This is a genomic window from Niastella yeongjuensis (assembly GCF_900110245.1).
Classification (GTDB): Bacteria; Bacteroidota; Bacteroidia; order Chitinophagales; family Chitinophagaceae; genus Niastella; species Niastella yeongjuensis.
In genome coordinates this window covers 639594-654933 of record NZ_FOCZ01000001.1, presented here as the reverse complement: position 1 = coordinate 654933, position 15340 = coordinate 639594, and the positions used below count along the sequence as shown (strand labels likewise).

At 44.6% G+C, this 15340-nt stretch carries 14 protein-coding genes; all 14 read left to right on the top strand.

Going from position 1 to position 15340, the window contains the following annotated elements; genetic code table 11:
- The first annotated feature begins 71 nt into the window (after positions 1–71).
- A complete protein-coding gene (locus BMX95_RS03020; protein ID WP_081198898.1) occupies positions 72–3260 on the top strand; it encodes a TAT-variant-translocated molybdopterin oxidoreductase in 3189 nt (1062 codons plus the stop codon).
- A 74-nt stretch (positions 3261–3334) separates the two neighbouring features.
- Positions 3335–4786, top strand: a complete 1452-nt coding sequence (gene nrfD, locus BMX95_RS03015) for an NrfD/PsrC family molybdoenzyme membrane anchor subunit (protein WP_081198899.1) — start codon at positions 3335–3337, stop codon at positions 4784–4786.
- Between the two features lie 57 nt (positions 4787–4843).
- On the top strand, positions 4844–5437 hold the full coding sequence (locus BMX95_RS03010; RefSeq protein ID WP_081198900.1) for a DUF3341 domain-containing protein: 594 nt from the start codon (positions 4844–4846) through the stop codon (positions 5435–5437).
- Between the two features lie 17 nt (positions 5438–5454).
- Positions 5455–6162, top strand: coding sequence for a c-type cytochrome (locus tag BMX95_RS03005; protein ID WP_081198901.1), 708 nt, complete (start codon positions 5455–5457; stop codon positions 6160–6162).
- Positions 6163–6196: 34 nt separating this feature from the next.
- Complete coding sequence (locus tag BMX95_RS03000) at positions 6197–7423, top strand: quinol:cytochrome C oxidoreductase (protein WP_081198902.1); 1227 nt, start codon at positions 6197–6199, stop codon at positions 7421–7423.
- Positions 7424–7497: 74 nt separating this feature from the next.
- The gene (locus BMX95_RS02995) at positions 7498–8616 is read left to right on the top strand and encodes a cytochrome c oxidase subunit II (RefSeq protein ID WP_081198903.1); all 1119 of its coding nucleotides are present in this window, start codon (positions 7498–7500) and stop codon (positions 8614–8616) included.
- Between the two features lie 47 nt (positions 8617–8663).
- Positions 8664–10472 carry a cytochrome c oxidase subunit I gene (locus BMX95_RS02990; RefSeq protein ID WP_081198904.1) on the top strand — a complete coding sequence of 603 codons (1809 nt, stop codon included), beginning with the start codon at positions 8664–8666 and terminating at the stop codon, positions 10470–10472.
- 48 nt (positions 10473–10520) lie between these two features.
- The gene (gene cyoE, locus BMX95_RS02985) at positions 10521–11420 is read left to right on the top strand and encodes a heme o synthase (protein WP_081198905.1); all 900 of its coding nucleotides are present in this window, start codon (positions 10521–10523) and stop codon (positions 11418–11420) included.
- Positions 11421–11444: 24 nt separating this feature from the next.
- Positions 11445–12014, top strand: coding sequence for a cytochrome c oxidase subunit 3 (locus BMX95_RS02980; RefSeq protein WP_081198906.1), 570 nt, complete (start codon positions 11445–11447; stop codon positions 12012–12014).
- A 30-nt stretch (positions 12015–12044) separates the two neighbouring features.
- Positions 12045–12719 (top strand): cytochrome c oxidase subunit 3, encoded by a 675-nt coding sequence (locus BMX95_RS02975; RefSeq protein ID WP_081198907.1) that lies wholly within the window; start codon positions 12045–12047, stop codon positions 12717–12719.
- 71 nt (positions 12720–12790) lie between these two features.
- Positions 12791–13249: a cytochrome C oxidase subunit IV family protein gene (locus tag BMX95_RS02970; protein WP_081198908.1), complete on the top strand. Its 459-nt coding sequence runs from the start codon at positions 12791–12793 to the stop codon at positions 13247–13249.
- A gap of 197 nt (positions 13250–13446) precedes the next feature.
- The gene (locus BMX95_RS02965; RefSeq protein ID WP_081198909.1) at positions 13447–14262 is read left to right on the top strand and encodes an SCO family protein; all 816 of its coding nucleotides are present in this window, start codon (positions 13447–13449) and stop codon (positions 14260–14262) included.
- Positions 14263–14265: 3 nt separating this feature from the next.
- A complete protein-coding gene (locus tag BMX95_RS02960) occupies positions 14266–14847 on the top strand; it encodes a DUF420 domain-containing protein (protein WP_081198910.1) in 582 nt (193 codons plus the stop codon).
- 9 nt (positions 14848–14856) lie between these two features.
- Positions 14857–15339, top strand: a complete 483-nt coding sequence (locus BMX95_RS02955) for a hypothetical protein (RefSeq protein WP_081198911.1) — start codon at positions 14857–14859, stop codon at positions 15337–15339.
- Position 15340: the final 1 nt, after the last annotated feature.

Genomic DNA, 15340 nt, shown 5'->3' with positions numbered 1-15340 from the left:
GTAAAATGAATCCTAAATCCGCCTGCCAACAGCAGGTGCTCAATTTCTCAAATTCTCAAATCAATAGATAAATGGCTAATAAAAAGTACTGGCAGAGTTTCGGAGAGCTCAACAACAGTGAGGCCTATGAAAAGTCGATTTCAAACGAATTCAAAGAAGACTTACCGTTTGAAAGTGCAGATAAAAAAGGATTGGATGTCAGTCCTGCCTCTCGTAGAGACTTTTTGAAATATCTTGGTTTTAGTACAGCAGCGGCAATCGTTGCGGCCAGTTGCGAAACTAAAGTTAGAAAGGCGATCCCGTATGTGAACAAACCACAGGATATGGTGCCTGGTGTTGCTGATTACTATGCTACTACTTATGTAAGTGGCGGTGAAGCAATTCCGGTTGTTGCCAAAGTACGTGACGGACGCCCCATTAAACTGGAAGGTAATACCCTGTCTACATTCACAAAGGGCGGTTCTTCTGCCCGTATGCAGGCATCGGTTCTCGATTTATATGATACAGCCCGTTTAAAAGGGCCTTATGCTAATAACTCTGCTACCGCTATCGATGTAGTTGATCGCGATATCAAAGGTGCATTAGCTGGTTTAGGCGGTGGTCAGCTGGTATTATTAACTTCTACCATCACTTCACCTTCTGCCAAACAGGTTATTGCAGAATTCTTAGCTAAATATCCCAACAGCAAGCACGTTCAGTACGATGCCATTTCTTACACCGGCATTTTGCTGGCAAACGAAGCTACCTTCGGAAAACGTGCTATTCCTACCTACAATTTCGGCAATGCTCAAACCATCGTGAGCCTTGGTGCCGACTTCCTGTGTACCTGGTTAAGCCCTGTTGAGTTTCAACATGGCTACAGCAAAAACCGTAAGGTGCATGAGAAGAATGTGGAAATGAGCAAACACTTCCAGTTCGAAAGCATGATGAGCACTACCGGTGCATCTGCCGACGAGCGTTTTGTACACCGTCCATCTGAAGCTGGTATCGTTGCAGCTGCTTTGTTAAGCGCTGTAAATGGCCAGGGTGCTACAGGTGTAACCGGTAAACTGAAAGAAGGTATTGAAAAAGCTGCTAAAGAACTGGTTGCCAATAAAGGCAAAGGCCTGGTTGTTAGCGGTAGCAATAATACACAGGTACAGATCATTGTAAACGCTATCAACGAAGCCATCGGTGCTTATGGTTCTACCATCAGCTGGGGTAACCCCATCCTGATGCACCAGGGTATTGACAGCGAAATGGTTTCCCTGGTTCAGGATATGGAAGCTGGCCGCGTAGGAGCCCTGCTGATCTACGGCGCCAACCCATCTTACGAATATTTCGACGCAGAGCGTTTCAATAAAGGTTTGAAATCAGTTAAACTGTCTGTTTCTTTCAACGACAGAAAAGACGAAACAACTGAATTGTGTAAATACGTTGTACCAGCTCCTCACTTCCTCGAAAGCTGGGGTGATGCAGAACCTAAAGCAGGTATCATAAGCCTGATACAACCAACTATCAACCCGCTCTTCAATACAAGACCTTTCGAAGAATCATTACTGAAATGGTCTGGTAACGCTACAGCCTGGGATGTATACCTCAAAAATTACTGGATTGCCAAATTGGGCAGTGTAGGAACATTTGATAAAGCATTGCAGGATGGTGTAATTGAAACACAGGCAATGGTTGAAGCTGCTACATTCAACGCCGCTCCTGTGGCCCAGGCAATAGCTGCTGCCAATGCCATGAAGAAAGGTGGTGAATTTGAAGTAGTGGTTTACCAGAAAGTAGGTGTAGGTAGCGGTAAACAGGCGAACAACCCCTGGTTGCTCGAGTTGCCAGATCCTATCACCCGCGTAAGCTGGGATAACTACGCTGTTATTTCTCCCGTTGTGGCTAAAAAATTCGGCATCGATCTGAACGACAGAGGATCTGCTGATAAATACGAGGTTAATACCGAAAAGCCTGTTATTAAAGTAAAAGTTCGCGGTAAAGAAGTTGAACTTCCAATCATAGTAATACCTGGTACACAGGAAAACACCATCGCTATAGCTGTAGGTTATGGCCGCAGCAAAGGTGTTGGCCGTTCAGTTGGCGCTGCCGATGGTGGTACATTAGGTAAAAATGCTTATCCATTCTTAAGCTTCAATGGTTCTACCATTGAGTGGAATGGCCAGGCTGAAATGGAAAAAACTGATAAGCTTTACAAAATTGCTCAGGGACAAACACACAACAGCTACGAAGGCCGTGAAGGTGTTATTCGTGAAGTAACTTTTGAAGAATATAAGAAAGAGCCAAATGTAATCCTCCACGAAAGAGCGAAAGAACTGGAGCATTACGGTGGCATTGAAGGCTTCGCGAAAGAAGGTACCATTTATCCCGACTATCCTGGTGAAAACAAACCTGGTATCAAATGGGGTATGAGTATCGATCTGAACAGTTGTTTTGGTTGCGGCGCCTGTGTGGTTGCCTGTCACATCGAGAACAACGTTCCTATCGTAGGTAAACACGAGGTAGCGCGTTACCATGATATGCACTGGTTGCGTATCGACCGTTACTTCAGTGGTAACCCTAACGATGCAGAAAGCATTCAAACCGTGTTCCAGCCAATGCTGTGTCAACATTGCGACAACGCGCCTTGCGAAAACGTTTGTCCGGTTGCCGCAACACACCACAGCCAGGAAGGCATCAATATGATGGCTTATAACCGTTGTATCGGAACCCGTTATTGCGCTAACAACTGTCCTTATAAAGTACGTCGTTTCAACTGGGCCGATTACACTGGCGCAGACAGCTTCCCTAACAACCAGCAACCGTTGGTTGACGAAGGTAACCTGGACGATGTAATTCTGATGATGAACGATGACCTTACGCGCATGGTACTGAACCCGGATGTTACAGTACGTAGCCGTGGTGTAATGGAAAAATGTTCATTCTGTGTTCAAAGAACCCAGGCTGGTAAACTGGAAGCTAAAAAACAAAATCGTCCGTTATCAAACGATGATGTGAAAACAGCTTGTCAACAGGCTTGTTCTGCAGACGCCATCGTATTTGGTAATGCCAACGATTCTCAAAGCTTAGTGAGCCAGGTTCGTAAACAATACAACTCACGTTTGTACCATTCACTGGAAGAAACACACACTATGCCTAACGTAAACTATCTGGCTAAGGTTAGAAACACAGCAGAGATCAGCAACGAAGGTGTATTGGGTACAATCGTAGGAGGAAGCCATGCTGAAGAAGCGCCTGCAGAAGCTGCAGCTGCTGAACACAAAGGTTAAGTTGATTAGGTAATTAAAAATTTTGGAGCTACCGTTTTCCCGACTGTCGGGATGAATAGCTAAAAGCATACAACATGTCATTAATTAGATACGAATCGCAAGTAAGACCTCCGCTGGTAGATAACGACAAGACTTATCATCAGGTAACGGAAGATATTGTGCGGCCAATTGAAGCAGCACCCTCCCGCCTTTGGTGGACCGGTTTCCTGATCTCGGTTGCGTTGTTGTGTTTTGGGGTTTACTCCATATACCGCGAGGTAACCTATGGTATTGGTCAATGGAACCTGAGTAAAACAATCGGTTGGGGCTGGGACATCACCAACTTCGTATGGTGGGTGGGTATCGGTCACGCCGGTACACTGATCTCAGCGATCCTGTTGCTGTTCCGTCAGGGATGGAGAACGGGTGTGAACCGCGCCGCGGAAGCGATGACGATCTTTGCGGTAATCTGCGCCGGTCAGTTCCCGATCTGGCACATGGGTCGTGTTTGGATGGCCTTCTTCGTATTACCTTACGCAAATACCCGCGGTCCTTTATGGGTGAACTTCAACTCACCGCTGTTATGGGACGTATTCGCGATCTCTACATACTTTACTGTATCATTACTGTTCTGGTACTCTGGTCTGTTACCTGACCTGGCTACCGTACGTGACCGCGCCAAATTGAAATGGCGTAAATATATGTACGGTTTGCTGTCATTCGGCTGGACCGGTTCTACCAAACACTGGCAACGCCACGAAAGCTTATCACTGGTTTTGGCCGGTATGAGTACACCGCTGGTATTATCAGTACACACGGTGGTATCTTTTGACTTCGCTACCTCAGTAATTCCCGGATGGCATACTACCATCTTCCCGCCTTACTTCGTAGCGGGTGCCATCTTCTCTGGCTTTGCGATGGTACAAACCCTGTTGTTGATCAGCCGTAAAGTGCTGGGCCTGCAGGACTATATTACCATGGAGCACATTGAGGTAATGAACAAAGTAATTGTACTGACCGGTTCAATTGTAGGTATTGCCTACTTAACCGAGTTGTTCATATCATGGTATGGTCAGAACCCGAACGAAGGATGGGCATTTGCGCAAAACCGCGTGAACCTGTTCAGCCCCTACGGTTGGAGCTACTGGCTGATGATGGGTTGTAACGTGATCTCTCCACAGATCTTCTGGTTCCGCAAACTGCGTCGTAACCTGGTAGTAACCTTCTTCATGTCGGTTATCGTAAACATCGGTATGTGGTTCGAGCGTTTTGTGATCATCGTTACTTCAATCTATCGCGACTACCTACCAAGTAGCTGGGCTACTTACTACCGTCCTTCTATCTGGGAGATCGGTTTCTATATGGGAACGTTTGGTTTGTTCTTTACCTGCTACTTCCTGTTCTCTAAATTCTTCCCGATTATCGCGGTGGCTGAGATCAAGCACATTCTGAAAAAGAATGGTGATAACTATAAGAGAGAACAACTGAAGTATGAGAAAGTTAGTGTGGACCAGTTCTATCATGATCAAATGTCAGAACACCACTAATCAGGTATACAGACAAACACGAAAGAATAAATAAGTCAGAATTTTTAAAATCATTATATGGCTGTTAAAAAATTTGTTGTTGGTGTTTTTACTGAGGAGGAACCATTATTTGAAGCCGTTAAGAAAGTACGCAAAACAGGTTATAAGCTGCACGAGGTATATACACCTTTCCCCATTCACGGCTTAGACCATGCCATGGGTTTGCGTGACACCAGCATTCACACAGCGGGATTTTTGTACGCTATTTTTGGTACTACCAGCATGTTGTCTTTCATGACCTGGTGTTTAACTACCGACTGGCCATGGAACATTGGTGGTAAACCACACTTTGCATTACCAGCCTGGATACCTATCACATTTGAGTTCACTGTATTGTGTGCTTGTGTGGGCATGGTATTAACTTTCTGCTACCTGTGTCAGTTAGCACCTTTTGTTAAAAAGCATCACTTTAACCTGCGTTCAACTGATGATCAGTTTACCATGGTAATTGAGTGTACTCCTAAGACAAACGAAGCTGAATTAAGTTCATTCCTCGGCGGAATAGGAGCCACTGGAATTAACGTACAGAATGCCGAAACCGGCTGGTGGTTAGGTAGATATGATAAAGATCAAAAATTGTTTGAAGGTCAAAGCGAAACTGTATCTGCATAATATCTGAATACTTTAAGATGAAAAAATTATCAATTGTTTCTGTTTTAGTGCTGGCTGTGGTAGCGTGGAGTTGCAAGGAAGACGTACGTAGAACTCCGGGTCACGTATATATGCCTGATATGGCTTATAGCCGTGCCATTGAAACCTATGCGCCCATAGATACACTCGCTAAACAGGGTATTCATTATAACCGTTTGCCGGTACACGGCACCATTAAACGTGGTGAATTGTTGCCTTTTCCATTGGATAAGGACAAAGCTGGCGATACTACCAATTATGCACAATCAGTGCATATTGCAAACCCGGTACCTGCACTGGATGCAGTACAAATGAAAGAAGCAGAGCGCTTATATCTTGTAAACTGTGGTATTTGCCACGGTACTGCACTGGATGGCAATGGCCCCCTGTACAAAGGTGGCGAAGGACCGTTCTCAGCAGCGCCAGCAAATCTCGCAGGCAACGCGAAATATGTTAATATGCCTGAAGGACAGATGTTTTATTCTGTTACTTATGGTAAAGGTCAAATGGGTAGCTATGCTTCTCAGTTGAGTACCACACAACGCTGGAGTGTAATTCATTACATTAAATCCAAGCAAGGTGGTGGCAAACAACCGGCAGCAGCAGCACCTGCAACTGATTCAGCAGCCGCAGCGAAACCTGCAGCCGCTGGTGCAGCAACTGCAGCCAAGAAACCAGCAGTAGATACATCTGCTAAGAAAAAATAACTGACACGAACACAGAACATATAAATTACTGATAATGGCTATTAAAGAATTTTTCGACATCCCCGCACGGTACAAGAACTGGTCAATGGCATTGATGGGAGTCGGCGTTTTATCTGTTATCATCGGTTTTATATTATACGGAACCGGTGAACACCATGGCGCAAGATTTTGGGGTTCCATGTTGCATAACAGCACTTACTTTTTGCTGATCACCAATGCGGCTATGTTTTTTATCTGCGCTGCTACCCTGGCCATGGGTGGTTTTCAGATAGCTTTCCGCCGTGTTTCAGAAGCCATTTCTATAGCCGTTTATCCTTTAGGAGTTATTGCGCTTGTCGTTTTAATAGCCCTTTGTGTAGTTGATCCGCACATCTACCATTGGTTACATCCAAAAGGTGATAAGATCCTGGAAGGCAAATCAGGCTTCCTGAACTCCGGATTTTACATTATCTGGACTATTCTTACCATTGGTCTGTGGATGGTTCTGGGTCGTAAAATGCGCCAGATATCACGGGAGCTGGATAATAATCCATTGCCCGATGTAGAAGCTGGTCGTCGCTATATCTTTAAGAACAGTGTTTGGGCTTCTATCTTCATCGTATGGTTCGGTTTAACTGCGATGTCAGTTACCCCATGGTTGTGGTTGATGAGTTTGGATGCACACTGGTTCAGCACCATGTACAGCTGGTACACTTTCGCCAGTACATTCGTTGCCGGTCTGGCGCTCATCACTATTTTTGTGGTGTATATGAAAAACCAGGGCTACCTGGAGTACACCAACGAAGAGCATATTCATGACCTGGGTAAGTTCATGTTTGCCTTCTCTATCTTCTGGACATACTTATGGTTTGCACAATACATGCTGATCTGGTATGCAAACATTCCTGAAGAAACCATCTATTTCAAATCACGCGTAACCAGCAATCACCACAGCGGTGCCTACACCGGACTGTACTGGTTCATGTTCTGTATCAACTTCATTGCTCCAATTTTGATCTTGATGCGTCGTGGTTCAAAAAGAAATTATACCACAGTTACCTTTATGGCAATTGTGATCATATTCGGTCACTGGCTGGATTTCTACCAAATGGTATTCGCAAGTATATCTCCTGAGCACGTAGAATTGAACCTGTTTGATTTTGGTGTAGCTGCCGGTTTTGTAGGTTTGATCATGTATTCAACTGGTAAAGCAATGGCGAAATATCCTTTGCTGGCGAAAAACCATCCGTTCATTAAAGAAAGTATTATCCATCATACCTAATCGTATTCAAACAGGTGTGATACTTAATAAATAAGCGAACTTAGTTTCGATAGTATAAAAATTATTGAAAGATCATGACAACTACCGGAGTATTTTTGTTAGCCATCCTGGCGCTTGGGTTTCTGATAACGTTTCAGATAGCCAAGGCGAGTGAGTATGTATCCGTTTTAAAGGGAGAGAAAAAAGCTTTCGAGCAAAATAACAGGATCAACGGATTCCTGATGGTAGTGTTCCTCGTATTGGGCCTTATTGGTGTATACATGTGTAACGAAGCACTGTATCCTAAAACATTGATGACCCACCCATCGGCTTCTGACCATGGTGAGAACATCGATACCATGCTGAAGATCACTTTGCTTATTACCGGCATTGTGTTTTTCATTACCCAGATCTTATTATTCTGGTTTGCTTATAAATACCAGTACAGCGAAAAAAGAAAGGCATTCTATTATCCGCATAACAACAAACTCGAGGTGTTGTGGACAACCGTTCCTGCCATCACTTTGTGTTTGCTGGTTGGTTTCGGTTTGTATTACTGGTTTAAAATTACCGGTGAAGCACCCGAGAATGCCATGAGAGTAGAGATCACCGGCCGTCAGTTCGGTTGGATCTATCGCTACCCAGGTAAAGACAATACCTTCGGAAAGAAATATTTCCGCATGATCGATGAAGCCAATGGCAACATGCTGGGTATGATCTGGAAAGATTCTGCCATGAAAACACCAAATGGTGTTCAGAACCTGAAAGCCGATGCTTCCGGTTATGATGATATCATTGAAACTTCAGCTATGTATCTGGTAAAAGGTACACCTGTGAAATTGATCATCAATTCACGCGACGTTATCCACGACGTTGGTTTGCCTCACTTCCGCATGAAAATGGATGCCGTTCCCGGTACACCAACTACTATGTGGTTTACGCCTAAGTACACTACTGAAGAGATGAAGAAGATCACTAATAACCCCAATTTTGAATATGAGATCGCGTGCGACCAAATGTGCGGTAACGGTCACTATTCAATGAAAGGACTTATTAAAGTGGTAACTGAGCAGGAATATAAATTCTGGCTGGCACAACAAAAGCCATCATACAAACCTGCTGAAGCTGCCCCTGCTGCATCACCTGCACCCGTTGCAGATACAGCAAAAACTGCGGCTGCCGGAACAGCAAACGCAGTATTGGCTGCTAAATAAAACCAGAGACTTTAAACAGAATTATTACGACCTCAAAATAAGATACAATGAGCCACGGTCACGCAGAAGTTTTAACAACGCATGATGTGCATCACGATGAGCATGGCGTGCATCACCACCACCAGTCGTTTATATCGAAATACGTATTCAGCCAGGATCACAAGATCATTGCGAAGCAATTCCTGATCACTGGTATGATATGGGCCATTATTGGTGGTTTGATGTCAGTGTTGTTCCGCTTGCAATTAGGTTACCCCGACCAAACCTTCCCCTGGCTGGAAGACATTCTGGGTAACTGGGCAAAAGGCGGTAAAATTACCCCTGAGAACTATTATGCATTGGTAACCATGCACGGTACCATTCTGGTATTCTTCGTGTTAACCGGCGGTTTGAGTGGTACATTCGCCAACTTCCTCATTCCTTTACAGATAGGAGCACGCGATATGGCTTCTCCAATGATGAACATGTTGTCATACTGGTTCTTCTTTGGCGGTAGCATCGTGATGTTATCTTCCCTGTTCATTCAAACTGGTCCGTTCAGCGGTGGTTGGACAGCCTACCCGCCATTGAGCGCCCTGGGTGATGCTTCACCTGGTTCTAAAACCGGTATGGATCTGTGGATCACGGCGATGGCCATGTTCGTAGTATCTTCTTTATTAGGTGGTTTGAACTACGTATCTACTGTACTGAACCTGCGTACAAAAGGTATGAGCATGACCCGTTTGCCTTTGACCATCTGGGCCCTGTTCTTCACCGCAGTATTAGGTATCTTATCTTTCCCTGTATTATTATCAGGTTTCATCCTGTTGCTGTTCGATCGTCACGGCGGCACCAGCTTCTACCTGTCAGATATTTATATTGCTGCAACCAATACAGCATTGCCAAACGAAGGTGGTAGCGCGATCCTGTACCAGCACTTGTTCTGGTTCCTGGGTCACCCTGAGGTATACATCATCCTGTTGCCTGCGATGGGTATGGCGTCTGAGATCCTCTCAGTTAACTCACGCAAACCAATCTTTGGTTATATGGCCATGGTGGGATCGCTGTTCGCAATCACCATCCTCGCCTTCCTGGTTTGGGCGCACCACATGTTCGTAACCGGTTTGAATCCATTCCTGGGCTCAGTATTCGTACTGTTGACCCTGTTGATCGCCGTTCCTTCGGCCATCAAAGTGTTCAACTGGTTAACAACTATCTGGAAAGCTAATATCAAGTTTACCCCCGGTATGGTGTTCGCATTAGGTTTTGTGAGCCTGTTCATCTCTGGTGGTTTAACTGGTATCTTCCTGGGTAACTCTACACTGGATATTCACCTGCACGATACTTATTTCGTAATTGCGCACTTCCACATTGTAATGGGTGTGTCTGCATTCTTTGGTATGTTCGCCGGTATTTACCACTGGTTCCCTAAAATGTACGGCCGTTACATGAACAGTACACTGGCGTACATTCACTTCTGGGTAACCCTGGTTGGCGCTTACCTCATCTTCTGGCCAATGCACTACGAAGGTTTGGCTGGTATGCCCCGTCGTTACCTGGATTACAGCAACTGGGCATCTTTCAACCAGTTCGGTGATCTGAACAAGTTCATCTCAACTGTAGCTATCATCGTATTCGCTACTCAGTTGTTGTTCGTGTTCAACTTCTTCTACTCTATCTTTAAAGGTAGAAAAGTAACTACCATGAACCCATGGGGCGCTACTACCCTGGAATGGACTGCACCAATCAGACCAGGTCACGGTAACTGGGAAGGTGAGATTCCTGAAGTTCATCGCTGGGCTTATGATTACAGTAAAGATGGACGTGATTTCATTCCTCAAACCGAGCCTATCGGTCCGAATGAAAGCCACCACTAATTGAACATAAGAAGTGGGCAACCACTACTAAAACATATTTTTTAACTGATGGAGCAAGTAACCGTGAAGCAACAGAGTTCTTTAAATATCGCCGGTAAGGTAAGGGATTATATGATGCTGATTAAGTTCAGCCTCAGCTTCATGGTTGTGTTTAGTTCCGTTATCAGTTACCTGCTGGCACCGAAAGTGGTTCAATTCGACTGGCTTCACATTATCCTGTTGTTTGTGGGTGGTCTGCTGGTAACCGGCAGCGCCAATACCGTAAACCAGATAGTGGAGAAAGACACAGACGCTATGATGGCGCGAACTGCCAAACGGCCGGTAGCATCCGGAAGAATGCAGCCGGCAGAAGCGTGGGCGTTTGCGGTCATTGCAGTAGCAGCAGGGTTATTTATCCTGGGTTATTGCTTCAACTGGTTGTCTGCCGGGCTGGCCCTGTTCAGCTGGTTTGTATATGCTTACATGTACACACCGTTAAAAAAGGTAAGTGCTGTATCGGTGCTGTTAGGCGCCGTTCCCGGAGCTTTACCCTGTTTAATTGGCTGGGCCGCTGGTCAGGATGAATTGAGCGCTGGTGGTTGGGTTCTTTTTGCCATCCAGTTTTTCTGGCAGTTCCCGCACTTCTGGGCTATTGCCTGGATCGCGCACAAGGATTATACGAACGCCGGGTTTAAACTGATGCCCTCGGTAGAAGGACCTACCAAGTATTCAGCGATACAGTCTATCATATACTCATTGGTATTGATACCGGTTGGCACATTGCCATACCTGGTTGGTATGAGTGGCATGATGAGTTTCTGGATCGTACTGGCGGCAAACCTGTTTATGCTTTGGCAAAGTGTAAGATTGTACCGTGAGATGGAAAAGAAGGCCGCGCGCCGGGTTATGTTCACCAGCTATATTTATTTGCCTATAGTGTTATTGGCTTTACTGGCTGATAAATTATAAAAAGATAAAAATTTAAAAACCGTGATGGCAGAAGCAGTGAGTACGCAACGAAAGAAAATACATCCACATAAGTTTACCTTGTGGGTAGGCATAGGCAGCATCATTATGATGTTCGCCGGGTTAACCAGTGCCTATATTGTAAAAAGCAGTATGCCCGGGTTCAGCCTGGTGAAAATACCTCAGATCTTTTATTATTCAACTGCCGTAATGCTGCTGAGCAGCTTTACCATGCAGTGGGGCCTGAAATCGTTTAAAGAACGCGGTATGCAACAATATCGCCGCCTGTTAACGGTTACCATGATACTGGGTATCGCCTTCATTGTAATGCAGATCACCGGTTTTTCACAGCTGTGGAACGCCAATAATAAACTGGCGGGATCAGCCGGGGCAGGACAGTTCTTATACGTAATTTTCGGATTGCACGCGGTGCACGTTTTAGGCGGCATCATTGCTTTAATAGTGATGTTTATAAAAGCATTCAGCGCACGCATCAGGAATTATAATTCAGTACCGGTAGAGGTGATGAGCACCTACTGGCATTTTGTAGACCTGTTATGGGTTTATTTGTTTGTGTTCTTTTTGTTTAAATCATAATTGCAGAACTACTAATACTAAAATAGCAACATGGCACAAGTAGCAACGGCTAATCAAGGCGTGTGGTCAGGTGGAAAGAGCCCATTTAAAGTGGAGTATGGCAAGTTAATGATGTGGTACTTCTTAATGAGTGATGCTTTTACCTTTGGCGCATTCTTGATTTCGTACGGAACCATCCGGTTTTCAACTAACTCATGGCCCGATCCCAACCACGTGTTCAGGTCTTTCCCCATCATCGGCGAAATGCACATTCCGCTGGCGTTTGTGAGTATAATGACCTTTATTCTGATCATGAGTTCGGTAACCATGGTACTGGCTGTAGGCGCTGGCCATGAAATGAATAGAAAAGAAGTATTGAAATGGTTAGGCTGGACCATCGTAGGCGGTATCGCTTTCTTAAGCTGCCAGGCCTGGGAGTGGACACACCTGTATCATGAAGGTGCCTGGTGGGGTCACAATCCGTTCCTGAACATCGACGGAACACAGGCTTCTACCAACTTTACCAACTTCTTCTTCACCATTACAGGCTTCCACGGATTCCACGTATTGTCTGGTGTAGTGATCAACATCATTATGTTCATCATGACCTGGAGAGGTGTGTTCGACAGAAGAGGCCACTACCTGATGATCGAAAAAGCTGGTTTGTACTGGCACTTCGTTGACCTGGTATGGGTATTCGTATTCACTTGTTTTTACCTGTTCTAGTAGATTGAAAAATTCAACTACTTTACATTATAACATAGGCAGTTAACAGATTTATATATAATATTGCGATTATGGAAAATGCACATGTAGCAGCAGTACCTCACGCACACGCAACAGACGAGGCACACACATTCGACAGAAAAGCGATCTGGAGAACCTTCCGGATACTCTTAGCCATAACAATATTCGAGTTGTTCCTGGCTATCGGGTATTATGAAATAGATTTTTCGAACCCAACCCTGGTAAAACATTTACTGAATGGGGTGTTCATTATACTGACCCTGGCAAAAGCTTTCTATATCATAGCTGAATTCATGCACTTACGTCATGAGATCAGAAATATGATCTTAACTATATCAATTCCAGCCTTATTGTTCATCTGGTTTATTACCGCTTTCCTGTGGGATGGAAATTCTTACAAGAACCTGCGTAATACTTACGACAGACACTATAAGGACCATGCTGCTGAAAAAGTAGAGCAAAAAGAGCCAGCCAAAGGTGAAACAGAAGAGCCTGGCAAAATTCACTAATCGACTTTACTGCTAAATGTGATATAAAAAAGAACCATCGTCACCTGACGATGGTTCTTTTTTTATGGTAGAACCGGTTAATGAACAACGAGTTGCGGCGGTTCATCCCATAGAAATTACATAAATGTGTTTTATTGAAATAAAAAACTGCATGGCATTGCGCCTTGCGGTAACTTTGCGCAGCAAAAGAAAAACCCGTGAGTCAGAAAGCATTATTAGCCCTGTGTATTGCCGTTTTTTTACCGGTTATCAGCTACTTCATTGTAAAGGGAGTAAGCCGCGATGCCATTCATATGCCACCGCACTTTTATCCCGATGATATAGTAGAAACCGTAAAGAATGGTAAACAACATACCGATACCATCTGGCATCAGGTAGCCGATATAAAACTGCGCAATCAGTTGGGCGACTCTGTGTCGTTAAGCAGCCTGCGGGGTAAAATTGTGGTAGCCGATTTCTTCTTCACCCATTGTCCTTCTATTTGTCCGTTCCTTACCAAAAACATGAAAGGGTTGCAGGATGCCCTTAAAATGAAGGATGTTACCAAAAGACTAGATAGTTCCTTTGTTCAGTTTGTTTCATTCACTGTTGACCCCGAAAGAGATACGGTAGAACAATTGAGAAAGTATGCCGGTCATTTTAATGTGAATCCCGATGTATGGTGGATGGTTACCGGTCCTAAAAAGACCATCTATGATTTTGCATTGAACGAAGTAAAGCTGGGTCTGCAGGATGGGGAAGGGGTTGATTCCAACTTTATACACACTCAGAAATTTGTAGTACTCGATAAAAAAGGCATTGTACGTGGTTATTACGATGGACTCGATACAGTAGCCCTTTCCAAACTGGCAGAAGATATTACCCTGCTGATGTTGGAAAAAGATAGAAACGAACCTTCGCCGGTATTGGCCCAGCTGATAAGTATCTGGCCAATTTATATCGCCGTGATCGTAGCCGTTATACTGTTTGTATGGATCACCCGCCGACCAGCAAAAGAACCCAAATTCCAATAAATTATGCTTCCTCCTGTACTGGCAAAAAATGACAGAAAGGCCCATTGGCTTATTCTTGTATTCTCTTTCGTAGTATTCGCTGCTGTAACGGCATTAAGCCGCATCAAGCTCGATGTTGACCTTGGTTTCAACATACACGTTTTCGCACAATTGAATGCCGTGATCAATGCCATCGTAAGTATTTTGTTACTGGCGGGCCTGGCTACGGTAAGACAGGGCAAATATGAACTGCACAAAAAGATCATGATAACGGCGTTGATCTTATCGGTGATCTTCCTGGTATCTTATATCTGTCATCACTTATTTGCCGGTGAAACCAGGTTTGGCGATTTAAACCACGATGGTCAAATGAGTGAGCAGGAGATCGCATTGGCCGGTGGTAAAAGAACCTTGTATTTTATTATTCTTTCAACCCATATTCCGCTCGCAGGCCTGGTGCTTCCCTTCGTATTGTATACGGCCTACCGAGCATTGATCGGCGAATGGCCACAGCACAAAAAACTGGCGCGATATACCTGGCCTGTCTGGTTGTATGTTTCTGTAACCGGTGTATTGGTTTATTTAATGATCAGCCCTTATTATTAATTGCTTCCCATGCAACAACCCAACGCATTTAAGGTATTGAGAATATTGCATACCGCTTTATTGATTGGTATGGTCATATTCAACATTGTAGGCATTGTACTGGTGCAGCAGAACATTGTTCCCGCTTCCGGTGAAGATTTTGAACGCATTTTTCAGGTCGTTTGCATCCTGGTATCTGGTACTGGTTTAATAGCAGGCTTTAATCTCTTCAAGAAAAAGATGATCGTAGCCCGCAATAGTACAGGACCGGGTGAGCAAAGGATGGACTTATATCGTACTGCCTGTATCTTGTGGTGGGCAATGATCGAGGGGCCGGGTTTATTGGCGACCATAGGATATATTCTTACCCACAATTATGCGTTTTTTGCTTTGGGTGTGTTTCATTTATCGTGCCTGTTTGTTTTCTCCCCACGCAAAGCGAATATTATTGTGTTGTTGAATTTAACTCCGCAGGAAGTAGCGCGTTTGGAAGGCGGTGCAGCTCAAAAGTAGG

Excerpts from the sequence above, each read along its gene's own strand:
- BMX95_RS02995 (WP_081198903.1), top strand. The coding sequence starts at position 7,498 with ATGACAACTACCGGAGTATTTTTGTTAGCCATCCTGGCGCTTGGGTTT.
- nrfD (WP_081198899.1), top strand. The coding sequence starts at position 3,335 with ATGTCATTAATTAGATACGAATCGCAAGTAAGACCTCCGCTGGTAGAT.
- BMX95_RS02955 (WP_081198911.1), top strand. The coding sequence starts at position 14,857 with ATGCAACAACCCAACGCATTTAAGGTATTGAGAATATTGCATACCGCT.
- BMX95_RS03005 (WP_081198901.1), top strand. The coding sequence starts at position 5,455 with ATGAAAAAATTATCAATTGTTTCTGTTTTAGTGCTGGCTGTGGTAGCG.
- BMX95_RS02990 (WP_081198904.1), top strand. The coding sequence starts at position 8,664 with ATGAGCCACGGTCACGCAGAAGTTTTAACAACGCATGATGTGCATCAC.
- BMX95_RS03010 (WP_081198900.1), top strand. The coding sequence starts at position 4,844 with ATGGCTGTTAAAAAATTTGTTGTTGGTGTTTTTACTGAGGAGGAACCA.
- cyoE (WP_081198905.1), top strand. The coding sequence starts at position 10,521 with ATGGAGCAAGTAACCGTGAAGCAACAGAGTTCTTTAAATATCGCCGGT.
- BMX95_RS02975 (WP_081198907.1), top strand. The coding sequence starts at position 12,045 with ATGGCACAAGTAGCAACGGCTAATCAAGGCGTGTGGTCAGGTGGAAAG.
- BMX95_RS03020 (WP_081198898.1), top strand. The coding sequence starts at position 72 with ATGGCTAATAAAAAGTACTGGCAGAGTTTCGGAGAGCTCAACAACAGT.
- BMX95_RS02980 (WP_081198906.1), top strand. The coding sequence starts at position 11,445 with ATGGCAGAAGCAGTGAGTACGCAACGAAAGAAAATACATCCACATAAG.
- BMX95_RS02970 (WP_081198908.1), top strand. The coding sequence starts at position 12,791 with ATGGAAAATGCACATGTAGCAGCAGTACCTCACGCACACGCAACAGAC.
- BMX95_RS03000 (WP_081198902.1), top strand. The coding sequence starts at position 6,197 with ATGGCTATTAAAGAATTTTTCGACATCCCCGCACGGTACAAGAACTGG.
- BMX95_RS02960 (WP_081198910.1), top strand. The coding sequence starts at position 14,266 with ATGCTTCCTCCTGTACTGGCAAAAAATGACAGAAAGGCCCATTGGCTT.